Origin of the sequence: Pseudomonas germanica, from assembly GCF_019614655.1 — a bacterium.
Taxonomy (GTDB): domain Bacteria; phylum Pseudomonadota; class Gammaproteobacteria; order Pseudomonadales; family Pseudomonadaceae; genus Aquipseudomonas; species Aquipseudomonas neuropathica.
This window is the reverse complement of record NZ_CP071586.1, coordinates 1,630,177-1,654,695: the sequence shown is the minus strand read 5'-3', so window position 1 is coordinate 1,654,695 and position 24,519 is coordinate 1,630,177. Positions and strand designations below refer to the sequence as shown.

Here is a 24,519-nt window from a genome sequence, read left to right as displayed (position 1 = left end):
CCCCTGTGGGAGCGAGCCTGCTCGCGAAGCGGTGGGTCAGTTTACAGATTCGTCGACTGACACTACGCCTTCGCGAGCAGGCTCGCTCCCACAGGGGAATTGCGCTGGATCAGCGGTTTTGTGCCAAGGCTCGTAAATCTCTTGACTCTTCAGGAAGCTAAAAACGCCAAGTGTCCACATTCCATAAAACGTGGACACCTGCTTGATTGGCATTATCGAATCGTCAACTCCACACTCATTCATCTGCTGAACAAATACCCGCAAAACCGCCAGCAACGTTTAGTTTCGTTTACTTCTGGTCTCGCAATATCAGATGACGCCCACAGACCTTGTAGGCAAACTCCGAAACTCGTGTTTGGACGCTCTGCCGCTCTATTGCGCTGTTTTTTGACGGGATACCCTCCGGAAGTCGCTGACCCATTCAGCGATCGGGCTTGGTAACCCGGTGGAATAAGGCGCAACAGCGCACCCGACACGACTCAGGCGAAATTCCGTCCGAGCCCCTGTGTTATGGCAGCTGTGTGTGGGACGCTTTCGAGCGTGCCGGTTTCCTTGGTTCCCCGGTTTACCAACCTGCGCACAGCTGCCACCCATTCGCTTGGTATCGGATGCGGCAGCTCTCAAAATCAAGGGAACTGACAATGAACAATCCATCTGATCTTAAAACCATCGGCTTCACCCCTTTCCTCTACAACTCGGATCAAGCGTTCTTCAACGTCCGCGCCGGCATCCCGATCATCGATGCCTTGTCCCAATCCTCCGACCTGCTATCCCTCGCAAAATCCTTCGCCGAGGACGCTGCCTTCATCAGAGACACCGACCGCCACGCTTGGGCTGCGCATTACCTGACGGTGATGGGCAAGGCTTTGCTTGATGATGTGATACAGACACTGATCCCACGACCTGCGCGGACGAAGACCGAGTCTGAAGCAGAGATAACTGAAGGCCTGTAGAGGTTTGAAGATCAAAAGATCGCAGCCTTCGGCAGCTCCTACATGGAATGCGAAACCTGTAGGAGCTGCCGAAGGCTGCGATCTTTTGATCTGAAGTTGCCGCCCACAAAAAAGCCCCCGCCAACCACAAGGCTGACGGGGGCTTTTCGGTTGAGGCCAGGCTTACATCTCCACCTGCGTCCCCAACTCAATCACCCGGTTCAACGGCAAATTAAAGAACCGCAAATTCCCATTGGCATTCTTCAACATGAATGCAAACAGCGCTTCACGCCAACGCGCCATCCCCTCAAGTTTCGAGGCAATCACCGTTTCGCGGCTGAGGAAGTAGGTCGTACGCATCGGGCTGAAGTCCAGATCATCCAGATGACACAGCTTCAGCGCCTGCGGCACGTCCGGCTCGTCGGTGAAGCCGAAGTGCAGGATTACCCGGAAGAAACCCTCCCCGTGCGCTTCCACTTCGAAGCGCCGCGATGGCGGCACACGCGGGATGTCTTCGTAGACAACCGTCAGCAACACCACTTGCTCATGCAGCACCTGGTTATGCAGCAGGTTGTGCAACAGCGCATGCGGTACTGCGTCGGAGCGTGCGGTGAGGAACACGGCGGTGCCCTGCACACGATGCGGCGGTTGCACGCGAATGCTGCTGATGAAGATCGGCAGCGGCAGCGCGCCTTCGTCGAGACGATCGACCAGCAGTTCCTTACCGCGCTTCCAAGTGGTCATCAGGACAAACAGCACAATACCCGCCAACACCGGGAAGGCACCGCCCTGGATGATCTTCGGTACGTTGGCAGCAAAGAACAAACCATCGACCAACAGGAAACCGAGCAGAATCGGCACCGCCAACAGCGGCGGCCATTTCCATAGCAGCAGGATCACCGCCGACACCAGGATGCTGGTGATCAGCATCGTGCCGGTCACGGCCACACCGTAAGCAGACGCCAACGCGCCCGAGGATTCGAAGCCAATGACCAGCAGGATCACGCCCACCATCAGCGCCCAGTTCACCGCGCCGATGTAAATCTGGCCCTGTTCGGCACTGGACGTGTGCTGAATGTGCATGCGCGGAATGTAGCCGAGCTGGATGGCCTGACGAGTCAACGAGAACGCGCCGGAAATCACCGCCTGCGAAGCAATGACCGTGGCCAGGGTCGACAACACCACCAACGGCACCAGTGCCCAGTTCGGTGCCAGCAGGTAGAACGGGTTACGCGCCGCTTCCGGGTTTTCCAGCAGCAACGCGCCCTGACCGAAGTAGTTCAGCACCAGGGCCGGCAGCACCAGAATCAGCCAGGCGCGGGCGATAGGCTTGCGGCCGAAGTGCCCCATGTCGGCGTAAAGGGCTTCGGCACCGGTCAGCGCCAGCACAACCGCACCGAGGATCGCTACGCCCATGCCAGGATGTACGATGAAGAAACGCACGCCCCACACCGGGTTCAATGCGCTCAGCACTTCAGGGTGTTTGACGATACCGTTGACACCCAGAGTGCCCAGCACCAGAAACCACGCCACCATTACCGGGCCGAACATCTTGCCGATGCGATCGGTGCCGTGCTTCTGAATCAGGAACAAGGCAACCAGAACTATCAACGACAGTGGCACCACCCAACGCTCAAGCCCATCGAAAGCCAGCTCCAGACCTTCAACCGCCGACAATACGGAGATGGCCGGCGTGATCATGCTGTCGCCGTAAAACAGCGCGGCACCGATCAGGCCCAGAATCACCAGCACCGTTTGCAGTTTCGGGTAGCGGCTGGATGCACGTCGCGCCAGAGCGGTCAGCGCCATGATCCCACCTTCCCCCTGGTTGTCAGCGCGCAGTACGAACAACACGTATTTGATGGTGACGACCCAGATCAGCGACCAGAAAATCAACGACAGAATCCCGAAGACTCCATCGTGGTTGACCGGCACACCATAATGACCTGCGAAGACTTCTTTGAGGGTGTACAGCGGGCTAGTGCCAATGTCGCCGTAAACCACCCCGACCGCGGCGACCAGCATGCCGATCGGCTTTGCCGTCGAATTCTCGGCGCCCGCCGCATGACTACTTGCCTGACCCATCCAACACTCCTACTTCTCAGAACCGGCTTCTTTGAATGAAGCACTATGCTTTGTGGTGCAGCATGCGCTGTTTTACCTGTTGTTACAGACGTTTTGTTGACTGTAAAAAATTGGTAAAGCTCAACGGCGCGAAGCATAGCGCAGCACTCGTCGTATTTCCCTGCATAAAGCTGGTCAAGTGCGTTGCCCGCCGCTAGAATTGCGCACTTTTTGATCAGAGGCGCGCCCTAAGCGCCCGTCCGTCGGCTTTCGCACCAAGAAAGCGATGTCACAAAATACCGAGGTTAGACATGTCCACCACTCCTGCGCCGGCCAATCCAAAGGTTGGCTTTGTATCTCTGGGTTGCCCGAAAGCACTGGTCGACTCCGAGCGCATCCTGACCCAGCTGCGCATGGAAGGCTATGACGTGGTGTCCACCTATCAGGACGCCGACGTTGTAGTCGTCAACACCTGCGGTTTCATCGATTCGGCCAAGGCTGAGTCGCTGGAAGTGATCGGCGAAGCGATCAAGGAAAACGGCAAGGTGATCGTCACCGGTTGCATGGGCGTGGAAGAAGGCACCATCCGCAACGTGCACCCGAGCGTGCTGGCCGTGACCGGCCCGCAGCAGTACGAGCAAGTGGTCAACGCTGTGCACGAAGTCGTGCCGCCGCGTAAGGATCACAATCCGCTGATCGACCTGGTGCCGCCGCAAGGCATCAAGCTGACCCCGCGCCACTACGCGTACCTGAAGATTTCCGAAGGCTGCAACCACAGCTGCTCGTTCTGCATCATCCCGTCGATGCGCGGCAAACTGGTCAGCCGTCCGGTCGGTGATGTGCTCGACGAAGCTCAGCGTCTGGTCAAATCCGGCGTCAAAGAGCTGTTGGTGATTTCCCAAGACACCAGCGCCTACGGCGTTGACGTGAAATACCGCACCGGTTTCTGGAACGGCGCGCCGGTGAAAACCCGCATGACCGAACTCTGCGAAGCGCTGAGCACCCTCGGCGTCTGGGTGCGTCTGCACTACGTTTACCCGTACCCGCACGTTGACGAGCTGATCCCGCTGATGGCCGCCGGCAAGATCCTGCCGTACCTGGACATCCCGTTCCAGCACGCCAGCCCGAAAGTGTTGAAGTCGATGAAACGCCCGGCGTTCGAAGACAAGACCCTGGCACGCATCAAGAACTGGCGCGAAATCTGCCCGGACCTGATCATCCGTTCGACCTTCATCGTCGGCTTCCCGGGCGAAACCGAAGAAGACTTCCAGTACCTGCTGAACTGGCTGACCGAAGCCCAGCTCGACCGCGTCGGCTGCTTCCAGTACTCGCCGGTGGATGGCGCTCCGGCCAATGATCTGGATCTGGAGATCGTACCGGACGACGTCAAGCAGGATCGTTGGGATCGCTTCATGGCGCACCAGCAGGCGATCAGCTCGGCGCGCCTGCAAATGCGCATCGGCCGTGAAATCGAAGTGCTGGTGGACGAAGTCGACGAGCAAGGCGCGGTTGGCCGCTGCTTCTTCGATGCCCCGGAAATCGATGGCAACGTGTTTATTGATAACGGCAGCAATTTGAAGCCGGGCGATAAGGTCTGGTGCAAAGTGACTGACGCTGACGAATACGACCTGTGGGCTGAGCAGATCTGATCTGAAGATCAAAAGCCCCTCACCCTAACCCTCTCCCGGAGGGAGAGGGGACTGATCTATGTGTTCTTGCGAGCTGCACCGACCTGAACGTTCGAGTCGAACTCAGGTTTTGAACAGCACGAAGATCAGCTCCCTTCCCCCTCGCCCCCTCCCAGAGGGAGCGGGGACTGATCGAGGTGTTCTTTCGAATTGCGGCGACCTGAAATATCGAGTCGGACTCAGGCTTTGAACAGCACGGAGATCAGCTCCCTTCCCCCTCGCCCCCTTGGGGGAGAGGGTTGGGGTGAGGGGGTGAGCTCTTGCTGGCGACAGAAGTATCCAGCAAGACACCGCAAAAAATACAAAAAGCCCCGCTCTTTTTACGAGATGCGGGGCTTTTTTACGGCTATCGTTTAGCGGGGGACGGACTCCCTTGAAACGGACAAGAGGCAGACGGGCATGCGTCACCATTCGGTCATCCACACGCCGAAACTCAGCGATTATCAGGAACTGACCCGGGTCTGGGAGGCCTCGGTTCGCGCGACCCATGATTTTCTGCCAGACAGCTATATCGAGCTGCTGCGCAATCTGGTGCTCACCCGCTATCTCGATGCAGTAATGCTGATCTGCACCAAGGACGCTAACCAGCGCATCACCGGGTTTGCCGGAGTTGCAGCGGGCAAGATCGAGATGCTGTTCATCGACCCCGCCCATCGCGGTCAGGGCCTGGGTAAAAAGTTGCTGACTTACGCCCTGCAGCATCTGAACGCCGATGAACTGGATGTGAACGAGCAGAACCCGCAGGCGCTGGGCTTTTACTTCAAGCAGGGTTTCGAGGTAATCGGCCGTTCGGAGGTGGATGGCATGGGGCAGCCGTATCCGTTGCTGCATATGCGCTTGCGGCAGAACCAGCAGCGCACCAGCAATGGCTGACACACCATAAAACCCTGTGGGAGCTGGCTTGCCAGCGATGCGGGCGCTGCGGTCTGCAAGAAATACCGAGGTGATGCCATCGCTGGCAAGCCAGCTCCCACAGGTAAAGCGAACAGCCTGTAAATGGAACCGGGCTTAACCGGCGCCACACAGGTACAATGCCCACCCCTTTTTTGTTACGGCCCTGTCATGACTGACCCGATTCGCCTCTCCAAACGCCTCATCGAACTGGTCGGTTGCTCCCGCCGGGAGGCCGAGCTGTTCATTGAGGGCGGCTGGGTCACCGTGGACGGCGAAGTGATTGACGAGCCGCAATTCAAGGTCGGCGACCAGAAGGTCGAGCTCGACAAGGACGCCAAGGCCACCGCGCCGGAGCCGGTGACCATCCTGCTCAACGCGCCGGCTGGCATGGATGTCGAGACCGCCATGCAATCGCTGAGCGCCGAAACCCTCAGCGAAGAACACCGCTTCAGCAAGCGCCCGTTGCGCGGGCACTTCCTGCGCCTGACCGCCAGCGCCGACCTGCAAGCCAAGGCTAGCGGCCTGCTGGTGTTCACCCAGGACTGGAAAATCCTCCGCAAACTCACCGCCGACGCCGCGAAGATCGAGCAGGAATACGTGGTTGAAGTCGAAGGAGACATGGTCGCCCACGGCCTCAACCGTTTGCAGCACGGCCTGACCCACAAGGGCAAGGAGCTGCCGCCAGTCAAGGCCAGCTGGCAGAACGAAAACCGCCTGCGCTTCGCCTTGAAAAACCCGCAGCCCGGCATCATCGCCCAGTTCTGCGAAGCGGTCGGCCTCAAGGTCATCGGCATCCGTCGCATCCGTATCGGCGGCGTCTCGATCGGCAAGGTTCCGGTCGGCCAATGGCGCTACCTGTCCGGCAAAGAGAAGTTCTAAGACTTCCACTGCCGCCACACATTCCGGCAGTGCGCCCGCGCGCTGCCCACAACGCTTATCAGGATTACTCACATGATTCATAACGACGTATTGCGCAGCGTGCGCTACATGCTCGACATCAGCGACAAGAAGGTTGTCGAGATCATCCAACTCGGTGGCATGGACGTGGCCCTCGCCGACGTGATCACCTGGCTCGACAAGAAAGAAGAAGACGAAGAAGGTTTCGTGCGCTGCCCGGACGAAGTGATCGCACACTTCCTCGATGGCCTGGTGATCTTCAAGCGTGGCAAGGACGAAAGCCGTCCGCCGCAGCCGATCGAAGTGCCGGTGACCAACAACATCATCCTTAAAAAGCTGCGCGTGGCCTTCGAACTGAAAGAAGACGACATGCACGCGATCCTCAAGGCCGCCGAGTTCCCGGTGTCCAAACCTGAGCTGAGCGCGCTGTTCCGCAAGGTCGGCCACACCAACTACCGCCCGTGTGGCGACCAGTTGCTGCGCAACTTCCTCAAGGGTCTGACCCTGCGCGTTCGCCCGGCCTGATTCCCTTCTGCGGTGGCGACTGATGGTCGCCGCCGCAACGCATGACCGCTCATTCCCTCTGAAAATAGTGGCTCCGCTTTTCGCGGCTGACGACTAGGGTGTATTGATCCCTAGCACTCAGGACTCGCCATGCACCCGTATTTCTCCCTGCAAGGCCGCACCGCTCTAGTGACCGGCGGCACCCGTGGTATCGGCAAAATGATCGCCAAAGCCTTTGTCGAGGCTGGCGCGCGTGTCTACGTGTGCTCGCGCGACGCCGAAGCCTGCCATCAAACCGCGGAAGAACTCAGCGCCTTGGGCAAGTGTCACGGCGTGGCGGCGAATCTGGCGACGGAAGAAGGCGTGCAGGAACTGGCCGCGCGCCTGGGCGAGCAGATCACGCATCTGGATATTCTGGTGAACAACGCCGGCACTACTTGGGGCGCGCCGCTGGAGAGCTACCCGGTCAAGGGTTGGGAAAAAGTCATGCAGCTCAACGTGACGTCGGTGTTCAGTTGCATCCAGCAGTTTCTACCGTTGTTGCGCAAAGCGGGTTCGGCGGCGAACCCGGCGCGGATCATCAACATCGGTTCGGTGGCGGGGATTTCTTCGTTTGGCGAGCAGGCGTATGCCTATGGGCCAAGTAAAGCTGCCCTACATCAATTGTCGCGGATTCTCGCGCGGGAACTGGTGAGCCAGCACATCAACGTCAACGTGATTGCGCCGGGGCGCTTTCCGAGCAAGATGACCCAGCATATTGGCAATGATCAGCAGGCGTTGGCCGAGGATACGGCGCTGATTCCGATGAAGCGTTGGGGGCGTGAAGAGGAGATGGCGGCGTTGGCGATCAGTCTGGCGAGTACGGCTGGGGCCTATATGACCGGGAATATTATTCCGCTGGATGGTGGGTTCAGCCTCTAGGTCGGCGGTGAAGCTATCGCGAGCAGGCTCACTCCTACAGGGATTTTCAGCGAACACAGATTTTGTGTACACCCATGCCCCTGTAGGAGTGAGCCTGCTCGCGATGGCGTCAGCCCAGTCACCACCTGCCATAAGGGCTACCGGGTTATCATGCCCACCCCTGCCCCGCTTCGAATACACACCATGACTTACAGCGTCTCCCCCATCGGCTTCGTGCGCTCCTGCTTCAAGGAGAAATTCGCCATCCCCCGCCAACCGCAACTGGCCCCCGCCGCCCGTGGCGTGCTGGAACTGGTGGCGCCGTTCGATCAGGGTGACGCCGTGCAGGGTCTGGAACAGGTCAGCCATGTCTGGCTGCTATTCCTGTTTCATCAGGCACTGGAAGACAAACCACGGCTGAAAGTGCGCCCGCCACGTTTGGGCGGCAACAAGTCCATGGGCGTGTTCGCCACCCGCGCCACCCACCGACCAAACGGCATCGGCCAATCGGTGGTGAAACTGGACAAGGTCGAAGCCAATCGGTTGTTCATTTCCGGGATCGATTTGCTCGACGGCACGCCGATTCTCGACATCAAACCCTACGTGCCTTACGCCGATATCATTCCCGACGCCGCCAATAGCATCGCCAGCGCCGCGCCGCAGTTGATTGACGTGCAGTGGACGGACGCTGCACTGAAACAAGCGCACACACACGCTCAGCGCCTCCAAGAGCCGTTGGTCGAGCTGATCGAGCAGTGCCTGGCGCAGGATCCTCGCCCGGCGTATCAAACCCCGGCGCCTGAACGCGAGTACGGCGCGCAATTCTGGGATCTGGATGTGCGCTGGCATTACCCGACGCCTGAGCAGATCCGCGTACTCGAAGTCATTCCTGCCACAGCCTGAGGCCGCACCCAATGTAGGAGCTGCCGAAGGCTCGGGCCGCGATCGGACGATCTTTTGATCTTGATCTTAAAAAGTAAGATCAAAAGATCGCAGCCTTCGGCAGCTCCTACATGGATTGTGGCAGGCATGAAGGAAATGTTTCGGGCATAAAAAAGCCCCCAATGCCTGCATAGGCAATGGGGGCTTTTTAAGGGGGGGCTTACTTCTCGACGAACGCACGCTCGATCAGGTAGTCACCCGGCTCGCGCATCCGCGCCGAGATCTTCAGGCCGAAGCTGTCGAGCACTTCGCTGGTCTCGTCGAGCATGCTCGGGCTGCCGCAGATCATCGCGCGGTCGTCCTGCGGGTTTATCGGTGGCAGACCGATGTCGCTGAACAGCTTGCCGCTGCGCATCAGGTCGGTCAGGCGGCCCTGATTCTCGAAAGGCTCGCGGGTCACGGTCGGGTAGTAGATCAGCTTGTCACGCAGCGCCTCGCCGAAGAACTCGTTCTGCGGCAAGTGCTCGGTGATGAATTCGCGATACGCGACTTCGTTGACGTAACGCACACCGTGAACCAGGATCACTTTTTCAAAGCGCTCGTAGGTTTCCGGGTCCTGGATCACGCTCATGAACGGCGCCAGACCGGTGCCGGTGCTCAGCAGGTACAAGTGCTTGCCCGGGTTCAGGTCGTCGAGAACCAGGGTGCCGGTAGGCTTCTTCGAGATGATGATCTCGTCGCCTTCCTTCAAGTGCTGCAGTTGCGAGGTCAGCGGGCCGTCCTGCACCTTGATACTGAAGAACTCCAGATGCTCTTCCCAGTTCGGGCTGGCGATCGAGTAAGCGCGCATGAGCGGCCGGCCGTTGGGCTGTTGCAGGCCGATCATCACGAACTGACCGTTCTCGAAGCGCAGGCCCGGATCGCGGGTGCACTTGAAGCTGAACAGAGTGTCGTTCCAGTGATGAACACTGAGGACACGCTCGTGGTTCATGTTGCTCATGTACGTTTGACTCCTGGATATTGGGTCTGCGCTGGCTTTTAAAGGCGACGGTGCGCAATTGCATCGCATTCTAATAGCGACGACAATATCTGTTAACTGGATTATTAAGATAAGGGTTATCGGTTATATCGATATGCGATTTACTCTCCGTCAACTGCAAGTCTTCGTCGCCGTCGCCCAGCAGGAAAGCGTATCCCGTGCTGCGGGTCTGCTCAACCTCTCGCAGTCGGCCGCCAGCACCTCGATCACCGAACTCGAGCGCCAATCCAGCTGCCAGCTGTTCGACCGTGCCGGTAAACGGCTGAGCCTCAACGCCCTCGGCAAACAGCTATTGCCGCAGGCGGTGGCCCTGCTCGATCAGGCCAAGGAAATCGAAGACCTGCTCAACGGCAAATCCGGGTTCGGCTCGCTGTCAGTGGGCGCGACGCTGACCATCGGCAATTACCTGGCGACCCTGCTGATCGGCAGTTTCATGCAGCGCCACCCGGAAAGCCAGGTGAAGCTGCACGTACAGAACACGGCCAATATCGTGCAACAAGTCGCCCACTACGAAATTGATCTGGGTCTAATCGAAGGTGATTGCAGCCACCCGGACATCGAAGTGCAGAGCTGGGTTGAGGATGAGTTGGTGGTGTTCTGCGCTCCGCAGCATCCGCTGGCCAAGCGCGGCAGCGCGACCATGGAAGAACTGACTCGCGAGGCATGGATTCTGCGTGAACAGGGTTCCGGCACGCGGCTGACCTTCGATCAAGCCATGCGTCACCATCGCAGCGCATTGAATATCCGTCTTGAGCTGGAACACACCGAAGCGATCAAACGTGCGGTGGAATCAGGACTAGGGATTGGCTGCATCTCGCGGCTGGCGCTGCGTGATGCGTTCCGCCGCGGCAGTCTGGTGCCCGTGGAAACGCCGGATCTGGATCTGGCGCGACAGTTCTACTTCATCTGGCACAAACAGAAGTATCAGACTTCTGCCATGCGCGAATTTCTCGATCTGTGCCGCGCTTTCACCGCCGGGGTGCAGCGCAGCGACGAGATCGTTTTGCCGACAATCGCTTAAAGCAGAATCACTGCCCACACCAGCGCGATCATGCTCAATGCCACGAATTGTGCGGCGCTGCCCATGTCCTTGGCATTCTTCGACAGTGGATGCAGTTCCAGCGAGATGCGGTCGATGGCCGCTTCCACCGCCGAATTCAGCAACTCGACGATCAGCGCCAACAGGCACACGGCAATCAACAACGCTTGTTCGACACGGCTGACATTAAGGAAGAACGTCAGCGGAATCAGCACCACATTGAGCAGTACCAATTGGCGGAAGGCCGCTTCACCGGTAAAAGCTGCGCGCAGGCCATCCAGCGAGTAACCGGAGGCATTGAGGATACGTTTCAGGCCGGTCTGGCCCTTGAAAGGTGACATAAAGTAGAAACCAACCAAAAAGGAGTGGGAAAGCTAGATCAACAAAAGTCAAAAAAGCGTGAAGACGCCAGCCATTATTGGCTCGGAATTGACTCAAGTTGTTGCAGCAGTAAAGCCGCCTGCGTACGAGTGCGCACATTCAGCTTGCGAAAGATCGCCGTGACGTGGGCCTTGATGGTCGCTTCCGACACGCTCAGTTCATAGGCAATCTGCTTGTTCAACAGGCCTTCGCAGACCATGGTCAACACGCGGAACTGCTGGGGCGTCAGGCTGGCGAGGCCATCGCTGGCGGCTTTGGCTTCGTCGGAAACACTGACCGCCTCGAACGCTTGTGGCGGCCAGAACACATCGCCATCGAGCACTTTGCGCACGGCTTCCTGAATCACGCTGAGGTCGCTGGACTTGGGAATAAAACCACTGGCGCCGAACTCACGGGACTTGACCATCACCGAAGCTTCTTCCTGCGCCGAGACCATCACCACCGGAATCTGCGGGTACTGTCCCCGTAGCATGACCAAACCGGAAAACCCGAAAGCGCCTGGCATGTTCAGGTCCAGCAGGACCAGATCCCAGTCAGCCTTTTCGGTCAGACGCGTTTCCAGCTCGGCGATGCTCGCCACCTCCACGAGCCGAACATCCGGGCCAAGGCCCAGCGTCACCGCTTGATGCAGGGCGCTACGAAACAGAGGGTGATCATCGGCAATCAGGATGTCGTATGTGGCCATTTTTCAAATGATCCTGTTTTTGATGGCAGACCCGGAGCATTCCGGTCTGGCCAAAGCAACTCAAGATGCCGCTTTCAAGCGATATCCACAGGGGCACGTTCAACGCCAATCATCAGCAAACACGGCGTTTCAAACCTTGGCCGCACCCTAATCGGCGCCAAGCATGCCCAGCGAAGACGGGGTGGTCAAGCAGCACGGCCGCTGGCTTGTACAGTATGGGCCACTATTGGGCCAACTCCGGCTGCGGCTTTCGTATATAGGGCAGCAACTCGGCGTGAGCCGGCGTCGATTCATTCATGTCCAGTTGCTGTTTGGCGCCGAGGTAATGCTGGCTGAACACGTCGAAATAGGCGTCCAACGCCGAGGCGGCGTCGCTGTCACCGGCCAGCTCCAGGCACAACGCCGCGACTTCGGCGGTGCACAGGTGCTCACTGCGGGTCGAACGGCGCAAGCGGTAGCGCGAGAGTTTGTCGGGCAGCAAGCTGAGGATTGGCAAACGGTCGAAATACGGACTCTTGCGGAAAATCTTCCGCGCTTCGGTCCAGGTGGCGTCGAGCAGAATGAACAATGGGCGCTTGCTGCTATCGATGGCGACGGTGTTGGTTACTCGCGAGGGCTCCACGTATTCGCCGGGAAACACCAGATACGGTTGCCATTGCGGGTCATTGAGCAGCGCCAGCATCTGCGGATCGGGCTCGGTACGCGACCAGATAAACGCATGGTTATCGCGCACCACGTCGGCAATCAGCCAACCGGTGTTGCTCGGTTTGAACACTTCCTTGCCGGTCATGATCAGGCACACGCCCGACCGCGTCTCGACACTAGGTCGCCAGGCGCACAGGCAATGGCTGATGATCACCCGGCAGTCGCGGCAACGCTCGGAGCGAAAGCCACGGGCCTGAATCGGCTTGATACCTTCGTCTTCGCGCTGGTCGCGCAGACGAGCGACGGCGTTGGGGGCATGGTTCATCGCGGATAACGCCGAAAAGCTGGAAAACTCGACACGAACAACACTCGGCAGGGCAATAAAGGCCGGCAGTTTACCAGAGCGACGGGCACAAGCCTGTACCCTCCCGACCGGCTCCCCTATAATTCGCCGCCACTGAACGCACAGTCACGTGGCTGGTCGAACCACCAGTCACTGAACCAGGAGAGTTTCATGCTGCGCCTTATCGTTCCCACCGCTGCCATTCTGCTGGCGTCGTCCTTCACCGCTCAGGCTGCATCGCTGAGTGAGCAGAATCTGAACCGCGAGCTGCGCAACGTCGCCGCACAAAGCAGCGTCGGCACGCCACGCGCCATCAGTGAAGACATTCTTGATCAGGGTTTCACCGTGGAAGGCACGCAGTTGATCAACCACCTGAGCGTGCAGAAGAGCCACGCCGACAAAATGCGCGCTGACCCTAAAGCCGTGTATTTCCAGTTGGGCGCCTCGGTGTGCAACAACCCGTCGTTCCGCAAGCTGATGGCCAAGGGTGCGATCATGCGTTACGACTTCACTGAAGTGAAAACCAACAAAGCGATCGGCTCCGCCAGCTACCAGGAATCGGATTGCCCGAAAGCCGCCCCGGCGAAGAAGAAGTAATCATCGCGAATTGGCGCGCCGCTGTTCATCCTCGGCGCGCAGTTCGGCCAGCAAGGCCTGTAGATAGTGTGAACGGCGCTCGCCGCCCGCCAACCGCCGGCAGCACTCCTCTTCGAGACTGAGTTGATTGGTCTCGGCTGCCGCTTTCAACATCCGATACAGCTGCGTATCGATCTCCAGAATCACTCTGGCCATATGTCCCGCCTCCTTGCCACCCACGAATCCTTGAATTGCATGCGCCTGGCGTACGATCGTTGACGCAAAGCTGTCGTACGGCGCCTGTACGTTAGTTAATCAGAGGGATTGCCCCTCGGCGCACGTTCGGACGAGCGGTGAAGCAACACGCGGAAAATCAATAAACGATTGCCAGCCAAAACTTTACAGCGCAATGATCAAGTCAGCGCAAATGCGCGCGAGGGTCTAGATTCAGTGTATTCCCGATCTTTTTTCAACGGCAGGCAAGGAACTGCCGATCGTGTGTTTTTTGCAGCGCGGCACTGACGCCGCTCGTCAGGGCCGACGCCCTGTGCAGAAGGAGACGTTGAATGCCTTACCAACCGAATGACTTGCTCAGTCGTCATTTTCAGGAAAGCGGCCCCGACCTCATCAGCAAGGTCGAAGAACAACTCAACCGTGTTTCCCCCAACAGCCCGAATATCCCTATCTACCGCGACATGATCCTGACCGTGCTGCGCATGGCCCAGGAAGACCACAACCGCTGGAACGCCAAGATCACCTTGCAAGCCCTGCGCGAACTGGAGCAGGCGTTTCGGGTACTGGAGCAATTCAAGGGCCGACGCAAAGTCACCGTATTCGGTTCGGCGCGCACACCGGTCGAACATCCGTTGTATGCGATGGCCCGCGAACTCGGTGCAGCCTTGACCCGCTCGGGAATGATGGTCATCACCGGTGCTGGCGGCGGCATCATGGCCGCCGCGCACGAAGGTGCCGGCCGCGATCACAGCCTCGGGTTCAATATCACCCTGCCCTTCGAACAGCATGCCAACCCGACGGTGGACGGCACCGGCAATCTGCTGCCGTTCCACTTCTTCTTTACCCGCAAGTTGTTTTTCGTCAAAGAGGCCGACGCACTGGTTTTATGCCCCGGTGGCTTCGGCACGCTGGATGAAGCGCTGGAAGTGCTGACATTGATCCAGACCGGTAAAAGTCCATTGGTGCCGGTGGTGCTGTTGGATGCGCCAGGCGGCACGTTCTGGCAGGGCGCGATGGACTTTATCCGCCAGCAACTGGAGAGCAACCGCTACATCCTGCCGACCGACATGAAACTGATGCGACTGGTCTACAGCGTCGACGAGGCGGTGGAGCAGATCAACCAGTTCTACAGTAACTTCCACTCCAGTCGCTGGCTCAAGCGGCAATTCGTGATCCGCATGAATCATAAACTCAGCGATCAAGCGCTGGAGCACATGCAGGAGGCCTTTGCCGATTTGTGCCTGAGCGATCGGTTTCATCAACACGCCTACGCCGGCGAGGAACACGATGAAGCGCAGTTCAGCCATCTGGCGCGACTGGCCTTCGCTTTCAACGCGCGCACTCACGGGCGTCTGAGGGAGTTGATCGATTACATCAACCTGCCGGAAAACTGGGCAGATTCCCAACCGCAAACAGCGCAACGCAGCCGCGAACCGTCAAAGGCAATTTGAGGGCAAAAAAAAACGGCCCGCTATTTTCATAGCGGGCCGTTTTTATTGAATCGGTTTAATCGTCTATCCCTCGACCGCTGAACAAGCGGTTGATCATCTCCATCGAAAACCCCCGATAGGCCAGGAACCGGCCCTGTTTGGCCCGTTCTTTCGCATCAATCGGTAAATGCCCGGAGAACTTGCGTTGCCACGTCTCCTGCAATTGCTCCTGCCAACTGATACCGCTTTCGCGCAGGGCGAGTTCGATATCGGCGCGCTGCAAACCGCGCTGGCTCAGCTCTTCGCGAATCCGCAGAGGGCCATAGCCGGAACGGGCACGGTAGGAAACAAAGCTTTCAAGGTAACGGGCTTCGGAAAGCAGCCCCTCTTCCGTCAAACGGTCGAGGGCTGTTTCGATCATCTGCGCCTCAGCGCCGCGTTGACGCAGTTTGCGCGTCAACTCGACTCGACCATGCTCGCGACGTGCGAGCAGGTCCATGGCAGTTCGCCGCACCGCGACGAGGGTATCGAGTACTGCAGTGGTCATCGCTGCAATCAGATGTCAGCGTCGGCCAGGTCGTCTTCAGTCTCTTTGACTGCTGAGGCCTTGGAGTCGATCACGGCTGGAGTAAGCAGCTTGTCACGCAGTTGCTTCTCGAGCTTCGCGGCAATTTCCGGGTTGTCCGCCAGGAACTTGGCCGAGTTGGCCTTGCCCTGACCGATCTTGGTGCCTTCGTAGGCATACCAGGCGCCGGACTTCTCGACGAAACCGTGCAGCACGCCCAGGTCGATCATCTCACCGTTGAGATAAATGCCCTTGCCATAAAGAATCTGGAACTCGGCCTGACGGAATGGCGAAGCGACCTTGTTCTTCACAACCTTGACGCGGGTTTCGCTACCAACCACTTCGTCGCCTTCTTTCACCGCGCCAGTACGGCGGATGTCGAGACGGACCGAAGCGTAGAACTTCAGCGCGTTACCACCGGTAGTGGTTTCCGGGCTGCCGAACATCACGCCGATCTTCATACGGATCTGGTTGATGAAGATCACCAGGCAGTTGGCGTTCTTGATGTTACCGGTGATTTTACGCAGCGCCTGGGACATCAGACGGGCTTGCAGGCCCACGTGCATGTCACCCATTTCGCCTTCGATTTCAGCCTTTGGTACCAGAGCTGCCACGGAGTCGACGATGATCACGTCAACCGCGTTGGAACGCACCAGCATGTCGGTGATTTCCAGTGCCTGTTCGCCGGTGTCCGGCTGGGACACCAGCAGGTCGTCGACGTTGACGCCCAGCTTGCCGGCGTATTCAGGATCGAGGGCGTGTTCGGCGTCGACGAATGCGCAGGTCGCGCCGGCTTTTTGCGCCTGAGCGATCACGGACAAGGTCAGTGTGGTTTTACCGGAGGATTCAGGACCGTAGATTTCAACGATACGGCCTTTTGGCAGGCCGCCAATGCCGAGCGCGATGTCCAGACCCAGAGAGCCAGTGGAGATAGCCGGGATCGCCTGACGGTCTTGATCGCCCATACGCATCACGGCACCCTTGCCGAATTGACGTTCGATCTGACCCAGGGCCGCAGCCAAGGCTTTCTTCTTGTTGTCGTCCATTAAAGTCCTCACGTAATCAATAAGGCCTGACGGCCAACACCTGTATAAGTAGCCAGTATTATTCCACAGCGTTCGCGGATCGCCTACCCCTGATTTTCGATTTCTCGTGCCGCTAGTCGCAGGAGCCCCTCTAGCGCGGCCTTCACCGTTTGTCGGCGGACTTCATCGCGGTTGCCGGGGAAGTGCTGAACCTCAGTGATGACCGTCTCGCCAACGCCCCAGGCCAGCCACACCGTGCCGACCGGTTTGTTCGGCGATCCACCGTCCGGCCCGGCCACACCACTGACGGCTACGGCAAATCGCGCCAGGCTTTTGTCCTGAGCGCCACGCACCATCGCCTCGACCACCTCGCGACTGACCGCGCCCACCGTTTCGAACAACTCGGTCGGCACATTCAATTGCTGGGTTTTCTGCCGATTGGAGTACGTGACGTAGCCAGCCTCGAACCACGCCGAACTGCCCGGGATCCGCGTAATGGCTTCGGCAATTCCGCCACCGGTACAGGATTCAGCAGTGGTGACGTGGGCATTGAGCAGTTGCAGACGTCGGCCAAGGTCGGCGGCCAGTTGAGTGATCTCTTTCACGGCGTGCTCCGGATCGTGTGGAATGCCTCCACCGTACACGAGCCGGTTGCGCTTTCAATACACAGACTCATTCAAAATGTTCGGGCGCCAGCGCTCTGACATAGGCCTGACAAGCCTGCAAGGCGATCAGTCCACGGTCGCCGGTGTCGGTGATGGCGATAATTCGTTGAGCATGCGCCGGGTCAAGTCGGGCGCGTACGGTTGCATGATCCACGCCGCTGGCGCCGGCGGTGGCTGGCACGTTGCAGCCTGGGGCAACGTCGCTGGCGTCGAGAAGGACTGACAGGCGCACATCAGCAGTGGCAAGACGATCGCGCAGGCGATCCTGATCACGTTGGGCATCGCTCAGCGCTCGGTAGTGGGTTTGTTCACTGGTCGCGAGCCGTTGCTCCAGCGCCAGACGTTTATCCTGCTCAGCCTGTTGCGCAGTGGCGGCGGTCTGCGTCAGTTGATTAATGGTTTCGGCGTTTAACCGGGCCTGCTCGGCCAGCTGTCGGCCGTAGCGCCACTCCTGAAACTGCCAGGCCGCTGCAAACGCACCAGCAGCCAGCAACACAACAGCGATCACTCGCCAGGGGATTGGCATAGCACCGCCCTCGCCCGTGCCCAGATTTCCAGGCGATCCTGTAAACCGTTCAACCCGCCGTTGATGCGACGGGTAATGGTGTTGAACTGATCGCGATCAGCCAGTTCGTTCAAGCCGTTCTGCTCCCAGAACCATGCCGCAGACTCGGCGGCCCATTGTGGCTGTTCGAGCAGTTCGGGCAGGGACAACAGACGCTCATCGCCGAACAGGCCAACGCTGCACTGGCGATAGTTGCTGCGGCCAGTGATCTGGATCAGCCCGCGCCCTCGGTATTTTTGCCCGTCGCCGTCAGCCTCTGGTGTGTTGCCCAGACGCAAGGCCAACGTACCGGTGTCGTATTTGCTCAGGTATTGGTTGTTGCCCAGTTCGCGCACGTAGCGCAATTGCCCGGACTCGTGACCGACTTGCGCAAGGAACGCCGCGACGCGTTTGGGCGAGTCGATATGACGGCGCGCCATCGCGCTGTTGAGTGCAGAAACAAAAACGCCCGCTTGGGAGCGGGCGTTAGGCATGATGTCGATAAGGTTGTTTTCAGTTATTTGCATAATGCTTGATCCTCCCTGGATATTGCCCCGATTGAATCACGGTTGACGGTTAATCCCTGTCAGCCATTTTTTTGCCAGAGTTTTCAGGGTGCTGTCCGGCGCAGGTTCTTCGGGTGATGCGAAGAACCAACCGAGGGTGCCGAAGTTGGCGCTCCAGTCGATTTGCGGTGCAGGAGTGATTTCAGTGATGTCGACCCAGAGCAGATCCGGATGAAACATCTCGGCCATATTGCCTTCGGTGGAGAACAGCTCGACCACAGTGGAGTTGACGATGCGTGCGTAGGTTTTCATCAGGCGTACTCGTAGATGATCACGGCGCCCGAGGCACCTGCGCCACCTGGTCTGCCAGGCTGATTGGGGGCGTTGGCGATTCCTCCCGCACCGGAGCCGAAACCGGAACCGGGTGCAGCCAGAGAGCCTGCTGCACTGCTGCCAAAACCGCCTCCGCCCAATGGCGAGTTACCACCGTGTCCAGCAAGGGTTGAGCCGTTGACAGAGATCCCGGGAGCACCGGCGTTTCCCGCGCTATTGACGATGTTGCCGCCACTGGCCGACTGGCCGGGATAGCCTCCGGTATAAAGTCCCATCCCCTGGTTCGCAACAAAGCCAATCCACGGCGCCCCTCCACCACCGGCAGCCGAAACCAGCGAGCCGAAAGAACTGGTGCCTCCTCCCCCGGCATTCGCCGCGGCCTGTCCCGCGCTTCCCCCAGCCCCCACAGTGACAGCCTGACGAGAACCAATCGCCTCGGAAGGTAACCACGCTTCAGCATAACTACCGGAGGCACCGCCACCCACGGTTGCATATTGGGAAGTTGTGGTCGCCCCGACTCCCGCACTTCCACCACCACCGCCCACAACCTTGACCAGAACGTGCTTCGTCCCGGCTATCGGCTCATAGGTGCCGGATACGGTAAACGTCTTTACCCCCAACAACCGGCCGCTCGCAGCATTACCACCGCTCGCATACACCAGCACCCAACTGTCCAGCGCCGCGCTGTACACCACCGAACACACACTGCTGCCGACAATCTCCGCTGGCCGCAATGCACTCAGCCCAAGGCTCAATAACGGCTTGGGCAGCAAGCCATTGGGTGCGAACGTGCTGGCTCCAGTGTTGGCATTACCAGCGGTAAAGCGCAGCGCCAGACCGTCTTTCAACGTAGTGATGGCCGGCACGTAGTTGGCCATGTACAGATTGGCCGCGCCGATATCAGTCGCATGCTTGTCTTCACCGGCCTGACTGAGTTTTTTCAGCGCCTGCAATAGCTGCGTCGCATCGGTTTCGTTTGGTTCAAGACCCGCAGATTTGACGACGTTCAACAATTCATCGGTAACGCTGTTGCCCCAGGTCGCCGGGATCAACGATCCGGGCAATCCCGCGACAACATCTTCATTGACGAACTTGCCATTCACCAGCCCGACGCTGGGAGCGCTTTTCGGATAATCCATTGCAACCCTCCTGATGACTTACAGCGCTGCAGCCAACCACTTCGGCGCAACCGGCCGATGCTCGCCGAACGGAAAAAAGGAACCCTGCGGCCAGTCGCGCAATTCACGGCGATACGTCTGCAATTGGGCATATTGCTCTGTGGTCAGCGTCGTGCCGCCACCGTCTTCCAACTCATCGCGATCACGCGCCACCAACCCGTCGGTGGCGGCCAGTTGCGCGGTGCGCCAACGGCGCTCGGCGTCAGCCGCTTCATCGGCCGAAGGAGGCGCAGGATCGACCAGAATCGGATAGCCGTTATCCGCACGCACGCCGATCACCTTTGCCGCAACGGCCAATTGCTGCAGCAGCGAGATCCAGTAAGTCTGAGGAATCTCGATGACATCGTCGGGAATGTCAGTTGAGTTGATACCCGGTACATAAACGCCCCGGGTGCTGGCGCTGAACAAAACGTTGAACGGATTCATTCAATAGCCCTTTGCGTAATAATTGATGCCCCAACCCGCAGCGACGCTGCCGCTGTAATCACGAACCTTGAGCTTGCAGCCTTGTTGCTTTCCAGAACCCGCAATCAGGATGACCATCGCCCCGTCACCGCCGGCATGAGTGGCCACCAGAGAAGAAAAGGCTGTAGGAAAAGAGATTGGGAAAATGACGTCGACTTCGCCCTTCGCATCCGTTGTGCCGACACCCCATTGCTCAATGTTGCCGCTGGCAAACCGTTGGTAACCGACGTTGCCATAGACGCCCGAATGGGCCGTGGCATAACGATCGCTGATCGACCCTCCGTACAGCCGCCATTGGCTCGCCAGTTTGATCAGGCATGCGGAGTCGCCGAGTCCGAGTTTCAGCGACCCGAACGTGCCGTTGCAGGTTTCAATTTGCTCGTTTGCGGCGGGGTTGATGGTCAGAACACCGTTGCCCGCATTGATCACGTGTAGCGTGCTGGCATGGGCAATGCCATTGATGGAGGGCAACGTTGCCGTGATCGGCGTTGCGCTGGCGAAACTCGCCACGCCCCCCACGTGGGCTACGGTCAGGACAGTGCTGGTCGGGTAAGAAACGAAGCTGGAAAACTGCAGACCCGCGCGGGCGACGAACTCGGTAGTGGCAACCGCTTTGCCTTGATTGAATTGCGGCGCCGTGACGAACAGGTTGTTGCTGCGCAGCGCACTGAGCAGTTGATTATTGGCGGCCTCCGTCGGTGTCAGCCCTGCGCTCTGGATGACCGTCAACAACTCTTGCGTAACACCATTACCCCAACTGGCCGGAATCAACGACCCTGGCTTGCCCGTCAGTAAATCTTCATCGACAAACTTGCCATCTACCAACCCGGCGCTAGGAACACTCTTTGGATAATCCATGATTCAACTCCTTGTTTAAAAATGCCTGAGACCAGTCAATCCGCATTGGCGACCCACCATTGCGGTGCTGTCGGGCGAGAAACCGCCGTCGGGAAACCTTTAGCCTCAGGCCAGTCACGCAGTGCCTGGCGATATTCCAGCAACTCCAGATACTGCGCGGCCTTGAGCGTCGTCCCACGCCCCAGCGCCTGCTCGTCGCGATGCCGCGTCACCCACCATTCAGTGGCCGACAGACTGGACTGACGCCACGTTCGCGCTGCCGTCAAAGGCTCTTGCTCCTCGACGACAGTTTCAGGAATGACGACAGGATTGCCCATGACCGGTAACGGCGCGAGCTCATGGCGCAGTTCACTGAGGGGCGCGCCGATATCAACGTGCATGCCCTCCGGCACCTGCACCATCGTCTCGACGAAAGCGGGGGCAAACAGTTGAGTAATCGCGTAGTCGCCGGTATCGATCAATTCGACCGCGACACCGTTTTCCACTCGTGCATAACAGGCCATTATTCGTACTCCCAGATTTCACAGAAGGCGTCACCGCCAGCACCACTGACGACCGAAGCCGAAGCATTGACCGAGCATGAACCGCTGCCACCCGAGCCACGGATGCCTGCGTTACCAGCCGTGTTGGATCCGGTAAAAGATGCTCCGCCGTCGAACGGACTCGGAGCCCCGCAACCTGAAAGCAGCCCCCAATTAGCGTTACTCATCCCGAATCCACCCGTGATGCCCCGGGAGCTGCACAGATTGCCCCCGGTTAACATTCCGCCTACCCCGCCTTGAATGAATCCAGACGATGTAGCCGAGGTCACGATCGCCAGTTTTTGCCCACCGCCGCCTCCCGAAACGCTCATGTAGGCGCCAAAAGAAGCACCTCCACCCGCCAGACCTGTGGTGTTGCTGACCGCACCACCGGCGCCCAGCGAAACCGGCACGCCGGCGAGCATTTGTGCAGTAACGTCATACAGGCTTTCCGCGTAAGCACCGGAGCCACCACCGCCACCAAGGATTTGGTTTCCTGCCGATACAGGCCCACACCCGCCACCCGAACCACCCGCCCCCACCAACCTCACGCGAATCCGTTTGGCCCTTGGGTTGGGCTTGTAAACCGTAATCCCGACCGTCTCGATCTGCCGGACCGCCAGCAGCCGCCCGACCGCGTCGGTGATGCCGTAACCACTCAAGGTCGTCGGGGTGTTTTTCAGTTTGGTGAAATCGACCAGTGCACCGATCGCGGTCGCCAACTGATCGGTTTTCGTCTCATCGGGCGTCAGCCCGGCCGCCTTGATGGCATTGAGAATTTCCTGTGTGACGCTGTTGCCCCACGCTGCGGGAATCAGCGATCCCGGTGTTCCGACGAGCGGGTTTTCATCGACGAAGCCGCCGTTGACCAGCCCCACGCCGGGAATGTTTTTTGGATAGTCCATGTCGGCACCTTCGAGGTTTTACAGGCAGCCGAATGCCGGCAGCAAAGGGCCGTCTGTAAGGTTTTTATTAAGTGAGTGGCGAGTTACGCGGTTGGCGGCGCAGGCCAATCAATAACCGATGGATAATCCGGCTGCTGCTCGATCCGGGCCAACGTCAGCGCATAACGCTTCCACGCTTGCAGAGTGGTTAACTGATCACTGCTCGCCTCGCCCAACTCATAGGCATATTGCAGAGGCGCAACCCGAATGACTGCTTCGCGCAGTCTGCTGTCCCGATCGATTTGCGCGTGCGCGATCAGGCCTGTGCGCTCGGCTTCGACATCCAGTTCCCAATCGCCACTCTTCCAGAAGTGATAGATACCCGGTCTAGGCTTGGCAGTGAGGTGATCGGGTAGGCAACCCAATTGCGCCCAGTACTGAGGATTGCCATTGTCTTTGCGAAAAACCGTGCGGTTGCGCAAGTCGACCATTTGCAGGGCGCGCTCATTGCGCCAAACCCAGGCATGCCCGGAGTCCGCAGCAGGCAATACTTGCGGCAACTTGATTGCATTGCCCGGTATAACAACTCCCATGCCTGGGCAAATCGGCAGTTCGACGGGCCCGGTCAGTTCCCCGGTGAGTTCGTTGACATAGTAATAAGCCATAAATACCTCAAATCAGTTTCAGGCGACCTGGATACGCAATGTTTCTAGGTCGGGCCATTCCCCAATACGGGGCGCTGAAGTTTTCAGCATTAGTGGCAGTGACGTAGTACGTCAGGCCGAGGAAAACGGTCGGATCTGCCCCGATCGTCGCCAGATTGCCGATCGCGTGAACCGCCGGTGCAGAGCCGTTATCACCGGCGATGTTGGTTCCCGTCTGCCATGAGCCGGCCACTCGGCCCGCATCAATATTGCGTTGCTCATCCAGCATCCGCAGGAACTCGCCGCGAACCTCAGGCCCGCGAAAGGTCTTGATGCCGTCACCGCTGCTCCAGCCACCCGCGCGGTCAGCTTCGGCACGCAACATTCCCGATTGAACAGCGTGATCCCAGAGCCACGGCCATTCGGCACGCAGAAACTCACGACCGTTGAGTGCGCCATATCCACCTGGGCTGAGCGCAGTCGACGTCTCAAATACAATTCGTCCCAACGCACTGCCATCGAAGCGCCCCACCGGCCACCAGTTACCCGAACCATCGCTGCGCAAGTGCCACCAGTCGCCCGCCCCCATCAGCACCAGAAACGGGTAGCCGTTTGCCGACAAATGAGTATGAAAGCGAATTCGATCATTGCCCGCGGCTTGCACCACCAAGCGATTAGCGCTGTTGTCGGTTCGACGGACAATGACGTCGCGCACACCGGAAAGAGCGTTCACCGCCGGCAACGTGATCGTTGCATCGGCCCCATTGGCACTGATCAAGACCAGCCCAAGTTCATCGGCAATCAACGTCTTTGTTCCGGAAACTTCCGTCACGCGCGATGCCATGGGGCTGGCCAGGCTGAGAAGTTTTTTGAATGCTGCCAACAATTGATCCGTAGCGGCTTCGGCCGGAATGATTCCGGCGGCTTTGATAACGCTTAGCAACTCTTCGGTGACACTGTTACCCCACACCGCCGGAATCAACGACCCCGGCGTACCCGCCACCGGGTTTTCATCGACGAAGCGACCATCAACCAGGCCGACGCTGGGGACGCTTTTTGGATAATCCATAAGTTGCTCGTTCCTTTGAAATGACAAATGACCGGCGTCGACACAGCGTCTTCTGCGTGCCTGTACACGGTCCGTTTTTCTGAAAATAAAAAGCCCACAACGAAGTGGGCTTGGGTGACGCTGAACGAA

The 24,519-nt window shown here is 58.8% G+C and carries 30 protein-coding genes; 11 read left to right on the top strand and 19 right to left on the bottom strand.

Features of this window, described 5'->3' with window-relative positions:
- Positions 1 to 641: 641 nt before the first annotated feature.
- A complete protein-coding gene (locus J0G10_RS07275) occupies positions 642 to 953 on the top strand; it encodes a DUF3077 domain-containing protein (RefSeq protein WP_220558224.1) in 312 nt (103 codons plus the stop codon).
- Between the two features lie 162 nt (positions 954 to 1,115).
- Here the strand turns inward: J0G10_RS07275 and J0G10_RS07270 are convergent, their stop codons facing one another.
- Positions 1,116 to 3,017, bottom strand: a complete 1,902-nt coding sequence (locus tag J0G10_RS07270; RefSeq protein ID WP_220558222.1) for a potassium transporter Kup — start codon at positions 3,015 to 3,017, stop codon at positions 1,116 to 1,118.
- A gap of 290 nt (positions 3,018 to 3,307) precedes the next feature.
- Between J0G10_RS07270 and rimO the strand changes: the two genes are divergently transcribed.
- The 6 genes from rimO (at position 3,308) to tsaA (ending at position 8,782) form a co-directional block, all read left to right on the top strand.
- On the top strand, positions 3,308 to 4,645 hold the full coding sequence (rimO, locus tag J0G10_RS07265) for a 30S ribosomal protein S12 methylthiotransferase RimO (RefSeq protein ID WP_220558221.1): 1,338 nt from the start codon (positions 3,308 to 3,310) through the stop codon (positions 4,643 to 4,645).
- Between the two features lie 438 nt (positions 4,646 to 5,083).
- The gene (locus J0G10_RS07260) at positions 5,084 to 5,557 is read left to right on the top strand and encodes a GNAT family N-acetyltransferase (RefSeq protein WP_095050448.1); all 474 of its coding nucleotides are present in this window, start codon (positions 5,084 to 5,086) and stop codon (positions 5,555 to 5,557) included.
- Positions 5,558 to 5,746: 189 nt separating this feature from the next.
- The gene (locus J0G10_RS07255) at positions 5,747 to 6,457 is read left to right on the top strand and encodes an rRNA pseudouridine synthase (protein WP_095126535.1); all 711 of its coding nucleotides are present in this window, start codon (positions 5,747 to 5,749) and stop codon (positions 6,455 to 6,457) included.
- A gap of 72 nt (positions 6,458 to 6,529) precedes the next feature.
- Positions 6,530 to 7,000: a YehS family protein gene (locus J0G10_RS07250; RefSeq protein ID WP_220558219.1), complete on the top strand. Its 471-nt coding sequence runs from the start codon at positions 6,530 to 6,532 to the stop codon at positions 6,998 to 7,000.
- Between the two features lie 129 nt (positions 7,001 to 7,129).
- Entirely contained in the window at positions 7,130 to 7,900 is a 771-nt protein-coding gene (locus J0G10_RS07245; protein WP_093436415.1) for an SDR family oxidoreductase, read from the top strand.
- 183 nt (positions 7,901 to 8,083) lie between these two features.
- Positions 8,084 to 8,782 carry a tRNA (N6-threonylcarbamoyladenosine(37)-N6)-methyltransferase TrmO gene (gene tsaA / locus J0G10_RS07240; protein WP_095050446.1) on the top strand — a complete coding sequence of 233 codons (699 nt, stop codon included), beginning with the start codon at positions 8,084 to 8,086 and terminating at the stop codon, positions 8,780 to 8,782.
- 199 nt (positions 8,783 to 8,981) lie between these two features.
- On the opposite strand, the gene fpr is transcribed toward tsaA, so the two are convergent.
- Positions 8,982 to 9,761, bottom strand: coding sequence for a ferredoxin-NADP reductase (fpr, locus tag J0G10_RS07235; protein WP_007908723.1), 780 nt, complete (start codon positions 9,759 to 9,761; stop codon positions 8,982 to 8,984).
- A gap of 133 nt (positions 9,762 to 9,894) precedes the next feature.
- Here fpr and J0G10_RS07230 point away from each other — a divergent pair, with 133 nt between their 5' ends.
- Positions 9,895 to 10,821: a LysR family transcriptional regulator gene (locus tag J0G10_RS07230; protein WP_095050445.1), complete on the top strand. Its 927-nt coding sequence runs from the start codon at positions 9,895 to 9,897 to the stop codon at positions 10,819 to 10,821.
- Here the strand turns inward: J0G10_RS07230 and J0G10_RS07225 are convergent.
- On the bottom strand, positions 10,818 to 11,180 hold the full coding sequence (locus J0G10_RS07225; protein ID WP_003222276.1) for a diacylglycerol kinase: 363 nt from the start codon (positions 11,178 to 11,180) through the stop codon (positions 10,818 to 10,820). The genes J0G10_RS07230 and J0G10_RS07225 overlap by 4 nt on opposite strands.
- A gap of 74 nt (positions 11,181 to 11,254) precedes the next feature.
- Complete coding sequence (erdR, locus tag J0G10_RS07220) at positions 11,255 to 11,905, bottom strand: response regulator transcription factor ErdR (protein ID WP_095050444.1); 651 nt, start codon at positions 11,903 to 11,905, stop codon at positions 11,255 to 11,257.
- On the opposite strand from erdR, the gene J0G10_RS07215 reads away from it, so the two are divergent.
- A complete protein-coding gene (locus J0G10_RS07215; RefSeq protein WP_156685511.1) occupies positions 11,898 to 12,056 on the top strand; it encodes a hypothetical protein in 159 nt (52 codons plus the stop codon). The two genes, erdR and J0G10_RS07215, sit on opposite strands and share 8 nt — an antisense overlap.
- A 72-nt stretch (positions 12,057 to 12,128) precedes the next feature.
- Here J0G10_RS07215 and J0G10_RS07210 read toward each other — a convergent pair whose 3' ends face one another.
- Positions 12,129 to 12,875, bottom strand: a complete 747-nt coding sequence (locus tag J0G10_RS07210; RefSeq protein WP_034154936.1) for a tRNA-uridine aminocarboxypropyltransferase — start codon at positions 12,873 to 12,875, stop codon at positions 12,129 to 12,131.
- Between the two features lie 189 nt (positions 12,876 to 13,064).
- Here J0G10_RS07210 and J0G10_RS07205 point away from each other — a divergent pair, with 189 nt between their 5' ends.
- The gene (locus tag J0G10_RS07205) at positions 13,065 to 13,490 is read left to right on the top strand and encodes a PA3611 family quorum-sensing-regulated virulence factor (RefSeq protein ID WP_016985722.1); all 426 of its coding nucleotides are present in this window, start codon (positions 13,065 to 13,067) and stop codon (positions 13,488 to 13,490) included.
- On the opposite strand, the gene J0G10_RS07200 is transcribed toward J0G10_RS07205, so the two are convergent.
- Positions 13,491 to 13,685 carry a hypothetical protein gene (locus J0G10_RS07200; RefSeq protein ID WP_077571372.1) on the bottom strand — a complete coding sequence of 65 codons (195 nt, stop codon included), beginning with the start codon at positions 13,683 to 13,685 and terminating at the stop codon, positions 13,491 to 13,493.
- A gap of 350 nt (positions 13,686 to 14,035) precedes the next feature.
- On the opposite strand from J0G10_RS07200, the gene J0G10_RS07195 reads away from it, so the two are divergent.
- Complete coding sequence (locus J0G10_RS07195) at positions 14,036 to 15,154, top strand: LOG family protein (protein ID WP_220558217.1); 1,119 nt, start codon at positions 14,036 to 14,038, stop codon at positions 15,152 to 15,154.
- A 55-nt stretch (positions 15,155 to 15,209) separates the two neighbouring features.
- Here J0G10_RS07195 and recX read toward each other — a convergent pair whose 3' ends face one another.
- From recX to J0G10_RS07130, 13 genes are all read right to left on the bottom strand, one after another.
- A complete protein-coding gene (recX, locus tag J0G10_RS07190) occupies positions 15,210 to 15,680 on the bottom strand; it encodes a recombination regulator RecX (RefSeq protein ID WP_095050442.1) in 471 nt (156 codons plus the stop codon).
- An 8-nt stretch (positions 15,681 to 15,688) separates the two neighbouring features.
- The gene (gene recA, locus J0G10_RS07185) at positions 15,689 to 16,744 is read right to left on the bottom strand and encodes a recombinase RecA (protein ID WP_007908746.1); all 1,056 of its coding nucleotides are present in this window, start codon (positions 16,742 to 16,744) and stop codon (positions 15,689 to 15,691) included.
- Between the two features lie 83 nt (positions 16,745 to 16,827).
- Positions 16,828 to 17,328 (bottom strand): CinA family protein, encoded by a 501-nt coding sequence (locus tag J0G10_RS07180; RefSeq protein ID WP_095050441.1) that lies wholly within the window; start codon positions 17,326 to 17,328, stop codon positions 16,828 to 16,830.
- A 67-nt stretch (positions 17,329 to 17,395) separates the two neighbouring features.
- Positions 17,396 to 17,914: a lysis system i-spanin subunit Rz gene (locus tag J0G10_RS07175; protein WP_220558215.1), complete on the bottom strand. Its 519-nt coding sequence runs from the start codon at positions 17,912 to 17,914 to the stop codon at positions 17,396 to 17,398.
- A complete protein-coding gene (locus J0G10_RS07170; RefSeq protein WP_095050439.1) occupies positions 17,893 to 18,459 on the bottom strand; it encodes a glycoside hydrolase family 19 protein in 567 nt (188 codons plus the stop codon). The genes J0G10_RS07175 and J0G10_RS07170 overlap by 22 nt, the downstream gene beginning before the upstream one ends.
- A gap of 36 nt (positions 18,460 to 18,495) precedes the next feature.
- Positions 18,496 to 18,750, bottom strand: coding sequence for a hypothetical protein (locus J0G10_RS07165; RefSeq protein WP_220558213.1), 255 nt, complete (start codon positions 18,748 to 18,750; stop codon positions 18,496 to 18,498).
- The gene (locus J0G10_RS07160) at positions 18,750 to 19,910 is read right to left on the bottom strand and encodes a glycine-rich domain-containing protein (protein ID WP_220558211.1); all 1,161 of its coding nucleotides are present in this window, start codon (positions 19,908 to 19,910) and stop codon (positions 18,750 to 18,752) included. The genes J0G10_RS07165 and J0G10_RS07160 overlap by 1 nt, the downstream gene beginning before the upstream one ends.
- Positions 19,911 to 19,928: 18 nt before the next feature.
- The gene (locus J0G10_RS07155) at positions 19,929 to 20,375 is read right to left on the bottom strand and encodes a tail fiber assembly protein (protein ID WP_093436448.1); all 447 of its coding nucleotides are present in this window, start codon (positions 20,373 to 20,375) and stop codon (positions 19,929 to 19,931) included.
- Positions 20,376 to 21,272 carry a gp53-like domain-containing protein gene (locus tag J0G10_RS07150; RefSeq protein ID WP_220558209.1) on the bottom strand — a complete coding sequence of 299 codons (897 nt, stop codon included), beginning with the start codon at positions 21,270 to 21,272 and terminating at the stop codon, positions 20,376 to 20,378.
- Positions 21,273 to 21,307: 35 nt separating this feature from the next.
- The gene (locus J0G10_RS07145; RefSeq protein ID WP_220558208.1) at positions 21,308 to 21,775 is read right to left on the bottom strand and encodes a phage tail assembly chaperone; all 468 of its coding nucleotides are present in this window, start codon (positions 21,773 to 21,775) and stop codon (positions 21,308 to 21,310) included.
- Positions 21,775 to 22,698, bottom strand: a complete 924-nt coding sequence (locus J0G10_RS07140) for a hypothetical protein (RefSeq protein WP_220558206.1) — start codon at positions 22,696 to 22,698, stop codon at positions 21,775 to 21,777. Before J0G10_RS07140 ends, J0G10_RS07145 begins: the two co-directional genes overlap by 1 nt.
- A gap of 83 nt (positions 22,699 to 22,781) precedes the next feature.
- Positions 22,782 to 23,342 (bottom strand): tail fiber assembly protein, encoded by a 561-nt coding sequence (locus J0G10_RS07135; RefSeq protein WP_220558205.1) that lies wholly within the window; start codon positions 23,340 to 23,342, stop codon positions 22,782 to 22,784.
- 7 nt (positions 23,343 to 23,349) lie between these two features.
- Positions 23,350 to 24,390 (bottom strand): phage tail protein, encoded by a 1,041-nt coding sequence (locus J0G10_RS07130; RefSeq protein WP_220558203.1) that lies wholly within the window; start codon positions 24,388 to 24,390, stop codon positions 23,350 to 23,352.
- Positions 24,391 to 24,519 lie beyond the last annotated feature (129 nt).

Coding starts and splice junctions, on each gene's coding strand:
- J0G10_RS07160 (WP_220558211.1), bottom strand. CDS start 19,910: ATGGATTATCCGAAAAGCGCTCCCAGCGTCGGGCTGGTGAATGGCAAG.
- rimO (WP_220558221.1), top strand. CDS start 3,308: ATGTCCACCACTCCTGCGCCGGCCAATCCAAAGGTTGGCTTTGTATCT.
- J0G10_RS07155 (WP_093436448.1), bottom strand. CDS start 20,375: ATGAATCCGTTCAACGTTTTGTTCAGCGCCAGCACCCGGGGCGTTTAT.
- J0G10_RS07210 (WP_034154936.1), bottom strand. CDS start 12,875: ATGAACCATGCCCCCAACGCCGTCGCTCGTCTGCGCGACCAGCGCGAA.
- tsaA (WP_095050446.1), top strand. CDS start 8,084: ATGACTTACAGCGTCTCCCCCATCGGCTTCGTGCGCTCCTGCTTCAAG.
- J0G10_RS07175 (WP_220558215.1), bottom strand. CDS start 17,914: ATGCCAATCCCCTGGCGAGTGATCGCTGTTGTGTTGCTGGCTGCTGGT.
- recA (WP_007908746.1), bottom strand. CDS start 16,744: ATGGACGACAACAAGAAGAAAGCCTTGGCTGCGGCCCTGGGTCAGATC.
- J0G10_RS07245 (WP_093436415.1), top strand. CDS start 7,130: ATGCACCCGTATTTCTCCCTGCAAGGCCGCACCGCTCTAGTGACCGGC.
- J0G10_RS07205 (WP_016985722.1), top strand. CDS start 13,065: ATGCTGCGCCTTATCGTTCCCACCGCTGCCATTCTGCTGGCGTCGTCC.
- J0G10_RS07170 (WP_095050439.1), bottom strand. CDS start 18,459: ATGCAAATAACTGAAAACAACCTTATCGACATCATGCCTAACGCCCGC.
- J0G10_RS07130 (WP_220558203.1), bottom strand. CDS start 24,390: ATGGATTATCCAAAAAGCGTCCCCAGCGTCGGCCTGGTTGATGGTCGC.
- J0G10_RS07150 (WP_220558209.1), bottom strand. CDS start 21,272: ATGGATTATCCAAAGAGTGTTCCTAGCGCCGGGTTGGTAGATGGCAAG.
- J0G10_RS07135 (WP_220558205.1), bottom strand. CDS start 23,342: ATGGCTTATTACTATGTCAACGAACTCACCGGGGAACTGACCGGGCCC.
- J0G10_RS07255 (WP_095126535.1), top strand. CDS start 5,747: ATGACTGACCCGATTCGCCTCTCCAAACGCCTCATCGAACTGGTCGGT.
- J0G10_RS07145 (WP_220558208.1), bottom strand. CDS start 21,775: ATGGCCTGTTATGCACGAGTGGAAAACGGTGTCGCGGTCGAATTGATC.
- J0G10_RS07260 (WP_095050448.1), top strand. CDS start 5,084: ATGCGTCACCATTCGGTCATCCACACGCCGAAACTCAGCGATTATCAG.
- J0G10_RS07270 (WP_220558222.1), bottom strand. CDS start 3,017: ATGGGTCAGGCAAGTAGTCATGCGGCGGGCGCCGAGAATTCGACGGCA.
- J0G10_RS07250 (WP_220558219.1), top strand. CDS start 6,530: ATGATTCATAACGACGTATTGCGCAGCGTGCGCTACATGCTCGACATC.
- J0G10_RS07140 (WP_220558206.1), bottom strand. CDS start 22,698: ATGGACTATCCAAAAAACATTCCCGGCGTGGGGCTGGTCAACGGCGGC.
- J0G10_RS07230 (WP_095050445.1), top strand. CDS start 9,895: ATGCGATTTACTCTCCGTCAACTGCAAGTCTTCGTCGCCGTCGCCCAG.
- J0G10_RS07195 (WP_220558217.1), top strand. CDS start 14,036: ATGCCTTACCAACCGAATGACTTGCTCAGTCGTCATTTTCAGGAAAGC.
- J0G10_RS07225 (WP_003222276.1), bottom strand. CDS start 11,180: ATGTCACCTTTCAAGGGCCAGACCGGCCTGAAACGTATCCTCAATGCC.
- J0G10_RS07200 (WP_077571372.1), bottom strand. CDS start 13,685: ATGGCCAGAGTGATTCTGGAGATCGATACGCAGCTGTATCGGATGTTG.
- J0G10_RS07275 (WP_220558224.1), top strand. CDS start 642: ATGAACAATCCATCTGATCTTAAAACCATCGGCTTCACCCCTTTCCTC.
- fpr (WP_007908723.1), bottom strand. CDS start 9,761: ATGAGCAACATGAACCACGAGCGTGTCCTCAGTGTTCATCACTGGAAC.
- recX (WP_095050442.1), bottom strand. CDS start 15,680: ATGACCACTGCAGTACTCGATACCCTCGTCGCGGTGCGGCGAACTGCC.
- erdR (WP_095050444.1), bottom strand. CDS start 11,905: ATGGCCACATACGACATCCTGATTGCCGATGATCACCCTCTGTTTCGT.
- J0G10_RS07165 (WP_220558213.1), bottom strand. CDS start 18,750: ATGAAAACCTACGCACGCATCGTCAACTCCACTGTGGTCGAGCTGTTC.